The organism is Mesorhizobium sp. M1C.F.Ca.ET.210.01.1.1, assembly GCF_004791585.1.
Lineage (GTDB): Bacteria > Pseudomonadota > Alphaproteobacteria > Rhizobiales > Rhizobiaceae > Mesorhizobium.
Map to the genome: position 1 here is coordinate 22841 of NZ_SRUU01000043.1, position 13179 is coordinate 36019.

At 66.1% G+C, this 13179-nt stretch carries 9 protein-coding genes and 1 pseudogene; 9 read left to right on the plus strand and 1 reads right to left on the minus strand.

Annotation, left to right across the window (positions count from 1 at the left end; translation table 11 throughout):
* Positions 1-28: 28 nt before the first annotated feature.
* Positions 29-2444: pseudogene (locus EN853_RS30120) on the minus strand (glucan 1,4-alpha-glucosidase).
* Positions 2445-2766: 322 nt separating this feature from the next.
* Here EN853_RS30120 and EN853_RS30125 point away from each other — a divergent pair.
* From EN853_RS30125 to EN853_RS30165, 9 genes are all read left to right on the plus strand, one after another.
* Complete coding sequence (locus EN853_RS30125; protein WP_127862651.1) at positions 2767-4041, plus strand: GAF domain-containing protein; 1275 nt, start codon at positions 2767-2769, stop codon at positions 4039-4041.
* The gene (locus EN853_RS30130; protein ID WP_127862652.1) at positions 4041-4778 is read left to right on the plus strand and encodes a response regulator transcription factor; all 738 of its coding nucleotides are present in this window, start codon (positions 4041-4043) and stop codon (positions 4776-4778) included. The genes EN853_RS30125 and EN853_RS30130 overlap by 1 nt, the downstream gene beginning before the upstream one ends.
* A gap of 141 nt (positions 4779-4919) precedes the next feature.
* The gene (locus EN853_RS30135; protein WP_127862653.1) at positions 4920-5114 is read left to right on the plus strand and encodes a 4-oxalocrotonate tautomerase family protein; all 195 of its coding nucleotides are present in this window, start codon (positions 4920-4922) and stop codon (positions 5112-5114) included.
* Positions 5114-6004, plus strand: coding sequence for an SMP-30/gluconolactonase/LRE family protein (locus tag EN853_RS30140; RefSeq protein ID WP_127862654.1), 891 nt, complete (start codon positions 5114-5116; stop codon positions 6002-6004). Before EN853_RS30135 ends, EN853_RS30140 begins: the two co-directional genes overlap by 1 nt.
* Positions 6005-6091: 87 nt before the next feature.
* Positions 6092-7108 carry an ABC transporter substrate-binding protein gene (locus EN853_RS30145; RefSeq protein ID WP_127862655.1) on the plus strand — a complete coding sequence of 339 codons (1017 nt, stop codon included), beginning with the start codon at positions 6092-6094 and terminating at the stop codon, positions 7106-7108.
* Positions 7109-7155: 47 nt separating this feature from the next.
* On the plus strand, positions 7156-8619 hold the full coding sequence (locus EN853_RS30150) for a sugar ABC transporter ATP-binding protein (protein WP_127862656.1): 1464 nt from the start codon (positions 7156-7158) through the stop codon (positions 8617-8619).
* A gap of 1 nt (position 8620) precedes the next feature.
* Positions 8621-9598, plus strand: a complete 978-nt coding sequence (locus EN853_RS30155) for an ABC transporter permease (RefSeq protein ID WP_167524654.1) — start codon at positions 8621-8623, stop codon at positions 9596-9598.
* A 3-nt stretch (positions 9599-9601) separates the two neighbouring features.
* On the plus strand, positions 9602-10549 hold the full coding sequence (locus EN853_RS30160; RefSeq protein ID WP_127862658.1) for an ABC transporter permease: 948 nt from the start codon (positions 9602-9604) through the stop codon (positions 10547-10549).
* 243 nt (positions 10550-10792) lie between these two features.
* Entirely contained in the window at positions 10793-12868 is a 2076-nt protein-coding gene (locus EN853_RS30165) for a 3-hydroxyacyl-CoA dehydrogenase NAD-binding domain-containing protein (RefSeq protein ID WP_127862659.1), read from the plus strand.
* Positions 12869-13179 lie beyond the last annotated feature (311 nt).

Here is a 13179-nt window from a genome sequence, read left to right on the forward strand (position 1 = left end):
CATCCCGATTGCTTGAGGAAAGAAATGTCTACTGGTTAGCCGAAGGATCGATATCGATGGTGAAGTCGACATTCTCCCAACGGGTGGCCTCGGGCCAGAAAAAAGTGAAGACGATCGTCGATCCCGGCGGCAGGCCGGCAACCGACAGGTCGACCAGGTGGACGCCGAAGGCATTCTCGGCCGTCTTGTCGTCATGCACCGTCAGCCATCTGTCGCTGCTCCAGTGGACCACGCCACGGGCCGAAAGCTCGACGCGCAGCAGCTTGCCGGCGGGGATGGAGCGGATCCTGTTGTTGAAGCGCCATATCCGGAAGGGTGAGATGGTCTTTCGCTTGATGTAGCGTTCGACGCCCTGCGGCGGCATGTCGAAGACCCTGCGATCGCGCAGCGAGCGCAAGAGCTTGATATGCTCGGCATGCGCCCAGACCAGCGGCATGGCGCTGCCGGAAGGGGCGCCGAGCCGCAATTCCCGCTCCGGCATGTCGGGCCTGTCCCAGACCTGCTCCGGCAGGAGGCCGCCTACACCGGCCGAGCGCTCGAAGGTTTCGAGCAGTTCGGCCGCTTTGCCGGGCCGTCCGGCGGCCAGCTCGTAGTGGGCGCGCTCGCCGGCAAGCAGCGGCCAGGGGCGACCCTGGCCGGTGCCGTCGAAGGGCGAACCCTTCATGTTCGCCATAGCCGTCGCTGGAATAGCGATACCAGACCGGACCTTGCGGCAGCTCGCAGCGCAGTTCGGCATCTATGACATTGATCGTATCGAGGATGCGCGGATCGTCCGCGGCCCTCAAGCCAAAGCGGACCAGCGCCAGCGCGTCGGGGCTGACGATGGCTTCAGCCGGCTGGTCGGTGTCTGCCGGCGGCCGGTTCTTGATCGGCACGAATCCGTCCTTCGGCGAAGCGGCGCCGGTGTCGTCAGGCGGCGCGATGCGGACATAGTAGCCCTCGACGCGTTCCCTGGCGCATAGCTCCGTGCCAGTGCCATAGGTCCAGCGCTCGACCTGGTCGTTCCAGCAATCGGCGGTCTCGCGCAGATAATTTGCCGGCTCATTTTTATCGCAGGCATCGAGCATGTCGGCCGCGGCAAGCAGTGCCGCGATCTCGACGGACAGCGTGAATGGGCTGTAGCCGGCGTCCTCCTCCCAGCGGTCCTCACCGGTGACGGGGCCGTTGCGCGCCACATAGGAGGCCGCGCTCTCGATCATGGCCAAGAACTCTTCGAGCTTCGCGCGCGGCAGATGGCCGGCGCGGCGGAGCGCATCGGCCAGAAGCAGCGGAAAGGCGCACTCGTCCATCTGGATGCCGGGCCAATAAGGCGTGCCGCTCGACCAACAATTCTGCGGCCAATGACCGTCCGGCTGCTGGATCGAGCGCAGATAGGTGAGGATCTGCAGCGCCTGCCTGGCGTCGCCGGCGGCGAGGAAGCTGCCCGCCGTCTCGACCAGGTCGCGCGGCCAGACCAGATGGTAGCCGCCGAGATCGTCGTCGCCCTTCTCGAAGCCCCAGGGGATCGACAGACTGGCGACGGCGGCTCCGGGTCTGGCGACCGACAGATGCGTGGCAAGCACCGCGGTGCTGACACGATAGCTGTTCAGGCCAGAGGCGGAACGCCGGTCGAGCTTCTCCAGCCCGGCCTGAAATTTCCGCCAGTTTGCGGCATAGGTTTCGGCGGCCGCATCGAACCCGCCCTTCAGACTGGCCAGCGCGGTCTCCGCCGCCTCTTCCGGCCAGGCGCCGAAGCCGAGCGCCAGCAAGGCCGTGCCCTTGCCTGCCGAAAAGCCGATCCCGCCGGTCAGCGCCACATTGCCGTCTTCCGCCCGCCCGCAAGCAGGATCGAGCGCGCGCCGATCATGAAGCTGCTGCCAGCCGTCGGAGAAACCGACATAGCCGGCCGAGCAGTCGCCCCAGGGCAGCGAGGCGGCAAGCGCGAGCGAGACGCCGCGACCGGATGCGAACAGCACGCGCTGGCCCTTGTGCTCGCCGACCCAGGCCGTGTTGCCCATGCCGGTATTGACTAGATGCGGCGCGAGCAGCGCGTAGACGCGGTAGTCCGCGATTGGACCCTTGAGAGCAGCGAAAGTAATCTCCTGCAGCAGGGCAGGCCGTTTCGGGTCCGTAATAATGCTTTTTTCTATCCGGTAGGAACCATCGGTCGCCGTGTTGACCAGGCGGTAGGCCGGCACGCCGTCCTCGAACGGTTCGATCGCGTGCACGGCATCGCGTTTCTCTTCTGAAAAGGAACCGCCGGGACCGATGACCACCAGCCCCATGTCGCGCGTGCAGGCGCTGTCGAGGCGCGGATAGTAGATCTCGTTCAATATGCCGTGGCTGATGGTGAACCAGAGCGGGCTTTTCGCCGAAAGCGCGGTGCCGACGCCGCTCTTGGCGCTTGACGTCCAGCGCGCGGGAATTCCCGGGGCGCCCTGTGCAACGGTCGGCGTCACTGCCATCCATTGGTCTCCTGCCGCCGTTCCTAAAGCGCATCGCGATCTTTCAGATTCGCTCCGTGCGCTTTAGGATTTGATTTTACGCATGTCTTTGTCCCGAAACCGGTTCCCACTTTCGGGAGACATGCTTAGACCATGAGCCGGCGGCTTTTCAATCTTCGCACCTGAAGTTGATCGCCCTGCCGCAGCGTGAGCCCTCGTTGACAGGCGCACCGTCAAGCGCTCACTATTTCGCAAGCAGGGAGGACTGCGGAAAAGCATGCGAGGTCGCGCCACGAGGTCCGGCGTGGCGCGTCTTTTCGCGGCATTCATCCAGGGAGGAAACATGTCGGAGGTATCTCCCCAGCTGATCGACCGGCTGCTTGCGATCTCGCGGGCTTTGGCCGGGCATATCGATCCGGGCTCGGCGTTCCGGGCGACGGCGATCGAGATCGGCACGCTCATCCCGCACGACCATATCGATCTGGCGGTGCTGTCGCTCGATGGACGCATGCATGCCTGCTACGAGGCCGGCTTCCACACCAGCTGGAGCGATCTGGCGCAGCATCCGGTCGAGGGCAGTCCGATCCGCCGCGTGCTGCGGGGGGAGACGCCTTATCTGTTGTCCGACAATGCGCTCGTCGACGACCGCTTCCATTTCGAGGGAGCCTTCGACGGGCCGATCTTCGCCGCCAAGCTGCGCAGCCGCATCATCGTGCCGCTGCGCGCCCGCGGCAGCGTCATCGGCGCGCTCAACATCAGCCGCCACGAGGCCGGCTGCTACACGCAAGAAGACGTCGAGGCCGCCCAGCAATGCGCCGATCTGATCGGCCCTTACATCTTCGCGCTGATCCAGACCGAGGAGGCGCGCCGCGCCATGCTCGCCGAGAGCGAGGCGCGCAACCGCGCCGAACTGCTGCGGGTCGGCGCCTCGCAATTGACCGAAGGCATGGAACGCGAGCGGCGGCGCATGGCCATGGACCTGCACGACCAGACGCTCGCCGACCTTGCCCGGATCGCCCGCCAGGTCTCGGCCTTCCGCAGCCGGGGCGTGGCGCGGACCGCCCAACTCGCCGATCTCGAGCAGGAGGTGGCGGGCTGCCTGGCGGAGCTGCGCCACATCGTCGACGACATGCGGCCGAGCGTGCTCGAACTGTTCGGCCTGCGCGACGCCGTCGAGGCGCATCTCAACCGCAGCGTCGCCAGGGCCAAGCCGCCGATCGCCGTGCGCATCGCCGACACCAGCGACGGCAGCGCCGACAGCCTGTCGGAAACGCTGCGCACGGCTCTCTACCGGATCGTGCAGGAAGCCATCAACAACGCCGTGCGACATGCCGGGCCGAGCCGCATCGAGGTGCAGCTCGCCTCGACGCCGGGCACGTTCAGCGTCACCGTCAGCGATGACGGCCAGGGCTGCGGCACGGTCGATCCCGCCGCGCAAGGCGGCATCGGCCACATGCACACGCGGGCAGCGCTTGTCGGCGCGCGGCTGCGGTTCGAGCCGGCCAGCCGCAAGGGCGGAACGCGGGTCGTCATCGAGATCGACCGCGAGGCGGCGGCGGACAAGGGCTCGCCACGAACCGTGGCGCCGGAAGGCCAATCTGTGGCGGAGGCGGTGTGATGCTGGTGATGATCGCGGAAAATGACGGGCTGCACCGCACCTTCGCGCGGCGCACCGTCGAGCAATTGTGGCCGGGCGACGTCGAGGTGATCGAAGCCGGCGACGGCGAGGACGCCATCAACCTCGCGGCCGAGCGGCAGCCGCCGCATGTCGTGCTCGACCTGCAACTGCCCAAGGCGACCGGCATCGAGGTGGCCCGCGCCATCTGGAGCCGGCGCGCCGGCACCCATATCCTGTTCTGGTCGAATTTCGCCGACGAGGCCTATGTGCGGGGCGTGGCGCGCATCGTGCCGCCGGGGTCGGTCTATGGCTACGTGCTGAAATCGGCCACCGAAGAAGGCATGCGCTCGGCGCTGCGCGGCGTGTTCCGCGAGGGTCACTGCATCATCGACCGCGAGATCCGCGGCATCCAGCATCGCGTCCAGGACCGCTTCGAGGGCATCACCGACGGCGAATATGAAAGCCTGATCGACATCGCGCTCGGCCTCACAGACCGGGCGATCGCGGCGCGGCGCGGCCTGTCGATCCGCGGCGCGCAAAGCCGCATCAAGCATGTCTACGACAAGCTGGGCATCGTGCCGCCGGAGGAGGGCGCCGGCGAAGCGTCGGTGTTCAATTCGCGCACCCGCGCCATCTATCTCGCCATGGCGCGCGGCCTGATCAACATCGACGCCCTTCGGCGCGAGCAGGAACAGCTCGACGCCTGGCTTTCGCAGGCGACACCGCTGCAGGAATAGCGATCCTTGGATGCCCGACTGTGCAAAACCACAGTCGGTGCTGCGCTTAGACCCGTATCGCCCGGTCCGCGTCCCCACTAGGCTTTTGTCTGACAAGAACAAGAATGCCGGGCAAAAAAACAAGAACAGCGGGAGGTGCCCATGCCGTTCGTCAGCATACGGATACTCGAGGGCCATTCGCAAAAGCGCAAGAACGAGATCTCGCGCCGCGTCACCGAGGCGATCAGCGAGGTCGCCGAACTGCCCAAGGAAGCGATCTGGGTGGTGATCGAAGACGTACCGGGCAGCGACTGGTTCGTGGCCGGCAAGCCGGTGCGGGAACCGAAGGGCTCGTAATGTCAATCCCGGCGCGCGCCCGTCATTCCGGCTTCGACGACGTCGTCGGTAACGCGGCGATGGAGCGGCTAGCTTCCGGCTACGGCTTCATCGAGGGGCCGGTGTGGCATCCTTATGAGAAATGGCTGGTCTTCTCCGACATTCCGCAAAGCCGCATATACCGGCGCAGCGCCTCGGGCGAGATCGAGCTGTTGCGCAATCCCAGCCAGATGGCCAACGGCAACACGCTTGACCGGCAGGGACGGCTTGTGACCTGCGAGCATGCTACCAGCCGCGTCACCCGCGCCGAACCGAATGGCGCGACGACGGTTCTCGCCACCCACTACCAGGGCGCGCAGCTCAACAGCCCGAACGACATCGTCGTCGCAACCGGCGGCTCGATCTATTTTACCGATCCGACTTACGGCCGGGCGGAATTCTACGGCGTGCCGAGGCCGCAGGAGCTGTCGTTCCAGGGCGTCTACCGCATCGATGGCGACGGCGCGCGGCTGACGCTCGTCGCCGACGATTTCACGCAGCCCAACGGGCTCTGCTTCTCGCTCGACGAATCGAGGCTGTTCGTCAATGACACCGTGCGCGGCCACATCCGCGTGTTCGGGGTGGAGTCGAACGGCGACCTCAACGGCGGCGCGGTTTGGGCGGTGACGGAAGGCGACGGGCCCGGGGCGCCCGATGGGATGAAGATCGACAGCCGGGGAAACCTCTATTGCACCGGCCCGGGCGGCATCCATGTGTTCGATGCCTCGGGCGATCTTCTCGGCGTCATCGCGACACCCGAAGATTGCGCCAACTTCACCTTCGGCGACGACGATCTGAGAAGCCTCTACATCGCCGCCTCGACGTCGCTCTACCGGCTGAGGGTGCGCGTGCCGGGGCTGAGGCTGTTTTGAGCGTGAGCGCTCGGATCGGATTGGAGTGAAGCCGGCCGCAAGGCCGACGGAAAGTGCAGCAGTCAACACATCTGGGAGGATGATGACATGAAGAAACTACTGGTCTTGAGCGCCCTTGCAGCCATGCTCGTCTCGGGCACGGCGCTTGCCGACACGAGCGGCAAGAAGATCGCCTTCTCCAACAATTACGCCGGCAATTCGTGGCGCCAGGCGATGCTCGACAGCTACGGCATCGTCACCAAGAAGGCGGTCGAAGACAAGGTGGTGGCGGCGGCGGATGTCTTCACCACCGCCGACAAGGAAGTGCCGACCCAGGCCGCCCAGGTGCAGAACCTGATCCTGCAGGGCTATGATGCGATCGTCATCAACGCCGCCTCACCGGATGCGCTGAACGGCGCCATCAAGCAGGCCTGCGACGCCAACATCGTCGTCGTCTCCTTCGACGGCACCGTCACCGAGCCCTGCGCCTACCGCGTCGTCGTCGACTTCAAGGACATGGGCAAGCAGGAAGTCGAGCAGATGGCCAAGTTCCAGCCGAAGGGCGGCAACCTGCTGGAGATCCGCGGCCTTGCCGGCACCTCGATCGACGACGCCATCCATGCCGGCATCCTCGAAGGTGTGGCCGCCCATCCCGAGTTCAAGATCGTCGGCTCGGTCACCGGCGACTGGGACCAGACCACGGCGCAGAAGGCGGTGGCGACCATCCTGCCGTCGCTCCCCGATGTCGTCGGCATCGTCGACCAGGGCGGCGACGGCTATGGCGCGGCCCAAGCCTTCGCCGCCGCCGGCAAGCCGCGTCCGACCATCATCATGGGCAACCGCCAGGACGAGCTGAAGTGGTGGAAGGAGCAGAAGGAGAAGGACGGCTACAAGACCTGGTCGGCTTCGATCGCGCCCGGCGTGTCGACGCTCGCGTTCTGGGTGGCACAGCAGGTGCTCGACGGCCGCAAGGACATTCCGCACGATCTCTTGGTGCCCTATCTCGCCTTCACCCAGGACGATTTCGAGGCCGCGCTGCCGAAGATCAAGGAGGGCGGCGTCGCCACCCACGAATACACGCAGGAAGACGCCATCGCGGCCATCAAGGCCAACATCAAGCAATAGCGGCCAGACATTTGCCAGCCGCATCGCCAACCGGATAAAAGTTGAGGATGCTCCAGGCTATTGCAGATATCGTCAGGCTGGACGGCGCCGAAAAGCACTTCGGCGCCGTCCGGGCGCTTAGTGGTGTCGACTTCCATGTCGGCGCCGGCGAGTGCGTCGGGCTGGTCGGCCACAACGGCGCCGGCAAGTCGACGCTCATGCATATGGTGGCGGGTACACTGCGGCCCGACGGCGGGCAGATCGCCGTGCGCGGCAATGCCGAAGCCAGCTATTCCGTGGCGCGCGCGCTCGAGCTCGGCATACGCTGCGTCTTCCAGGAACTGTCGCTCTGCCCCAACCTCAGCGTCGCCGAGAACACGCGCATCAATCATCCTTCGCTCACCGGTTTCGGCTGGCGGCGCAGCGCCGCCGCTCTCATCCAGGCCAAGCTCGACGAGATCTTTCCCGACCACGGCATTTCGGCCGACGATATCGCCGGCGATTTGTCGATCGGCAGACGGCAGATGGTCGAGGTGGCACGCGCCTTCACGCTCACCCGCGAGCCGCTGCATCTGGTCATCCTCGACGAGCCGACCTCGTCGCTCGACGCGCATACGGCGGGCCAGTTGCTTGCCTTCGTGCGCCGCTTCGTCGAGGGCGGCGGAAGCTGCATCCTGATCTCGCATGTGCTGGGCGAAGTGCTGCAGAATGCCGACCGCATCGTGGTCATGCGCGACGGCAAGGTGGTGGCCGCCGACGCCGCCCGCGCATTCGACCGCGACAAGCTGGTTGCCGCGATGGGCGGCGCCGAGGGGCATCAGAAGGCAGCCGCCGAGAGCCGCAAGGTGGAGGTCGGTCCGCTCAGGGTGCGCGCGGCCCCGGCGCGGCAGCAGGACGGTAAGGAGCTTGTCGCCCGCGCCGGCGAGATCATCGGCCTCGCCGGACTTGCCGGCCACGGCCAGACCGATTTGCTGCTCGCGATCTTCTCGGCTGCCTCCCGCGCCAGGGCCGGCATCGAGGTGACGGCGCCGGTAGCGCTGGTCGCCGGCGACCGCCAGTCGGACGGCATCTTCGCGCAGTGGTCGATCGCGCAGAATATCGGCGTCCGCTCGCTGGCGCGGCTGCGCAACGGGTTGCTGATCTCGCCGCAGCAAGAGGCGGAACTCGCCGAATTCTGGAAGAACAAGATCGGCATCCGCACGCCGGACATGAACAACAACATCTATTCGCTGTCGGGCGGCAACCAGCAAAAGGCGCTGTTTGCCCGCGCGCTGGGCTCCGACGCCGAGATCGTGCTGATGGACGATCCGATGCGCGGCGTCGACATCGGCACCAAGCTCGAGGTCTACGACCTCGTGCGCGAGGAGGCCGCCAAGGGCCGCACCTTCCTCTGGTACACCACCGAGACCGAAGAACTCGACAACTGCGACCATGTCTATGTCTTCAAGAACGGCCGGATCGTCGCCAATCTCGGGCGCGACGAGCTGACGGAGGAGAAGATCATCCAGTCCTCGTTCGGCGATGCGGCCTGAGATGACGGCGATCGCTCCCGGCACGCTTCCGAAATCCTCGCCGCGCGGGAGCGCGGCCAGGGCGCGCATGCTGCGAGGTCTTTTGCCGGCGCTGTCATTGGCGCTGGTGCTGATCGCCATCGCCTGGCTCAACCCGCGCGCCATCTCCTACTTCGGCTTCAACCTGATGCTCAACCTGGCGATCCCGATCGCGCTGGCGACGATTGCGCAGATGTTCGTCATTGCCGGCAACGAGCTCGATCTGTCGATCGGCACCTTCGTCGGCTTCGTCGGCTGCGTCACCGCCACCTGGCTGCGGGACGCGCCGCTCATCGGCATTCTCGTCCTGCTCGGGTCGATCGGCGTCTATGCGCTGCTCGGCGCGCTGATCCATCTGCGCAACCTGCCCTCCATCGTGGTGACGCTCGGCATGAGCTTCGTCTGGCAGGGGCTTGCCATTCTCATCCTGCCGAAACCCGGCGGCAAGGCGCCGGACTGGCTGCTGGCGACCATGTCCTTCAAGCCGCCCTACATTCCGTTTCCGATCCTTGCCGCGCTGCTCATCGCCGTGGTCGTGCATTTCGGGCTGATGCGCACCTCCTACGGCGTCATCCTGCGCGGCTCCGGCGGCAATGCCGCGGCGCTCAGGCGCGCCGGCTGGTCGCTGCTTCGCACCAAGATCGTGCTGTTCGCGCTAACCGGCCTGTTCGGCGTGCTCTCCGGGATGGCGCTGATCGGCATCACCACCTCGGCCGACGCCAATATCGGCAACGGCTACACGCTGCTGTCGATCGCCGGCGTCATCCTTGGCGGCGGCGAGTTCGTCGGCGGCCGCGTGTCGCCGGTCGGCGCGGTCATCGGCGCGCTGACGCTGGCCCTGGCTGCCTCGCCGCTGCTCACTTTCATGCACATCCCGCCCGACTGGCAGGTCGCCGCCAATGGCGCGATCCTGATCATCGTGCTGGCGGCGCGGGTGCTGATCAGCCGAAGGGAGCGATGAGCAATGACCTCTGTGCGGACACTGCTCGAAAAACCCTGGATCTGGTCCTTCGTCGGCGCTCTCGCGGTGTGGGCGGCGACGATTGCCTTCACCGGCGGCTACGGTGCCGGAGGCATGGTCACGGCGGCACTCTCGCTGGCCGTCTTCACCGTCATCGTCGGCGTCGGCCAGATGTTCGTCATCACGCTGGGACCAGGCAATGTCGACCTGTCGCTGCCGGCCAATATCGGGCTGGCCAGCGCCGTGGCGATGAAGGTGATGGGCGGCAGCGATTCCATGATCGCCGTCGGGCTGCTGGCGGCGCTCGCCTGCGGTGCCGCGATCGGCGCCATCAACTACCTGCTGATCTGGGCGCTGCGCATCCCGCCGATCATCGCCACGCTGTCGGCAAGCTTCATCATCCAGTCGGTCGACATCAGCTACGGGCGCGGCCTGCAGATCAAGCCGCCGCCTGGCTTCGCCGACTTCACCAACTGGCAGGTTCTCGGCATCCCGGTGCTGGCGATGCTGACGGTGGTCTTCACCATCGGCGCGGCACTGGCGCTGCAGCGCATGATCTATGGCCGCTCGGTGCTGGCGATCGGCCAGAACATCCGCGCCGCCTGGCTGGCCGGCGTCAATGTCGGGCGAATCCGCTTCCTCACCTATACGCTCTGCGGCGCGCTCGGTGGCATCGACGGCGCGCTGCTCGCCGGCTATTTCCGCGGCGCCAATGTCGATATCGGCAACGAGTACCTGCTCGCCTCGATCGCGGTCGTCGTCATCGGCGGCACCTCGGTCGCCGGCGGCAAGGCCAACGTGCCCGGCGTCTGGGGCGCCGGGCTGTTCCTGGTGCTGCTGCTAACCATGCTCAACACTTTTGGGGTCAGCGCCGGCGTGCGTCTGGTGCTGACCGGGCTGATCATCGTCGGGGTGATTACGGCGGCGGGTGGGGAGAAGGCTGTGCGGTGACATTCAGGTGAAGCCGGCCGCAAATGGCGGCTTTCTGGGCTATGCTCCGCTCCGGTTCTCGGAAGCCACCATTTTCGACTCGGCCTGACCTGAATCTCTGCCGAACTCGCCGACGCTCGGTGCAGGTTCCAAAAGCCGACCGGGCATCAGGGCAATCATTGTGCCAGCGCAACATCCGGTTCCCATTCGCGGCCTAGGCTAGTAAACCCATCCGCGATCGCAGCCGGTCTCGGGAGGTTCCGCTTGTCCAGTTCTGTCAGCGTCGCAATCGAGAACGGCGTGGCGGTGGTCACCATCGACAATCCGCCGGTCAATGCGCTGAGCTTCCACGTCCGCAGGCCGCTATACGAGGCGCTCGCCACGCTGCGCGACGACCCCTCGGCCAGGGCCATCGTCATCGCCTGCGCCGGGCGCACCTTCGTCGCCGGCGCCGACATCACCGAATTCGGCAAGCCGGTCGAGCAGCCGGAGCTGCGCGCCATCGTCGCTTTGCTCGAAACCATCGCCAAGCCGACGGTCGCGGCCATCCACGGCACGGCGCTCGGCGGCGGGCTGGAGCTGGCGCTCGGCTGCCATTTCCGTGTCGCCGATCAGGGCGCTAGGCTCGGCCTACCGGAGGTGAAGCTCGGCCTGCTGCCTGGCGGCGGCGGCACGGTGCGCCTGCCACGGCTGGTCGGCGCCGAAAAGGCTCTCGGCATGATCGTTTCGGGCGCGCCGATCTTGGCCGGCGAAGCGAAGGCGGCGGGCCTTGCCGATGCGGTCGTCGATGGCGATCTGTTGGCGGAGGCTATTCGTTTCGCTAGCGAAACGGCTGATCAGGGCGGAGTGTTCATCGCTGTCCGCGACCGCAATGACCGGCTTGCCGAAACCGATCTCGCCGCTTTCGACGCCCAGGCGACCGACCTCGCCAGAAAATCGCGCGGGTTGGACGCCCCGCTCGCCTGCGCCGAGGCCGTGCACAACGCGATAACCCTGCCGTTCGACGAGGCGCTGGCTGCCGAGCGCGCGCTGTTCGTGAAACTCGTATCGGGCGACCAGTCGCGGGCGCAGCGGCATCTGTTCTTCGCCGAGCGCGAGGCAGCGAAAGTACCGGGCAAGGACCTGCAGCGGCGAACGATAGAACGCGTCGGCATCATCGGCGCCGGCACGATGGGCGGCGGCATCGCCATGGCGTTCGCCAATGGCGGCTTCCCGGTGACCTTGCTGGAGACGAGCGCGGAAGCGCTGCAGCGCGGAATGGCGATGATCGAGAAGAACTATGCCGTCTCGGTCAGCCGCGGCTCGCTGACGGAGGAGGCGAGAGAGCAGCGGCTCGGCCTGTTCAAGGGCAGCACCGACTATGCCGACCTTGCCGACTGCGACCTGATCATCGAGGCCGTGTTCGAGGACATGGCGGTCAAGAAGGAAGTGTTCGGCAAGCTGGATGCCGTCGCCAGGCCCGGCGCCATCCTTGCCACCAACACCTCCTACCTCGATGTCAACGAAATCGCCACATCGACCGCGCGGCCGCGGGACGTGCTCGGCACGCATTTCTTCTCGCCGGCAAACGTCATGAAGCTCCTGGAGATCGTGCGCGCCGAGAAGACCGCGCCCGATGCGCTGGCGACGGTTGCTGATCTCGCGCGGCGCATCGGCAAGGTCGCGGTGGTCGTCGGCGTCTGCCACGGCTTCGTCGGCAACCGCATGCTGTCGGCGCGAGGCGCCGAGAACGAGTTCCTGCTGCTGGAGGGCGCGACACCCGGCCAGGTCGACAAGGCTTTCACCGATTTTGGCTGGCCGATGGGGCCGTGCCAGATGGGCGACCTCGCCGGCCTCGACATCGGCTGGCGCAACCGCAAGGCGCGCGGGCTGACGGCGGTCATTGCCGACACGCTGTGCGAAGAGGGGCGTTTCGGCCAGAAGACAGGACGTGGCTGGTACCGCTATGAGAGCGGCTCGCGGGAACCCGCCACTGATCCTGAAGTCGAAAAGCTGATCCGTACCAAGGCGGGCGAGCTAGGCATCGCGCAGCGCGAAATCGGCGCTGACGAGATCATCGAGCGCACGCTCTATCCGCTGATCAACGAGGGCGCGAAGATCCTCCAGGAAGGCATCGCGGCCCGCGCCTCCGACATCGATGTCGTCTGGGTGAATGGCTACGGCTTTCCCATCGGCAAGGGTGGGCCGATGTTCTGGGCTGGGCTCGAGGGCGCGGTCAGGATCGTCGAGCGGCTGGAGTATTGGCGCCAGCGCACGGGGCGGGGGATTTTCGAGCCGGCGCCGGTGTTGAGAAGGTTTGCCGAGACGGGGAGTTGGGAGGCAGTGGGCGGCGCCCTATAACTTCGTCATTCCAGGGCGAAACGAAGCGTAGACCCTGGAATCCATGCCGTTCCATCAAACGAAGAACACGACGGTCCAGAACAAGCGTTGACGCGGCCGTCGCTCGTTCCTGCACAGTTGCGGCGCTCGAAGGTTACGGCATGGCAACTGTGTTCATGCGAAGGCGGTTTTGTCGCGGATGATAGCATTGAGTGTGACGAGAAGCTTTCTGGCGACGGCCACGATTGCGAGTTTCTTCGAACCGGATCGAGCCGCGAGCGCGGTGTAGAAGGCTTTGAAGCGATCGTTGGCGCGAATGGCGCCCAGAGCAG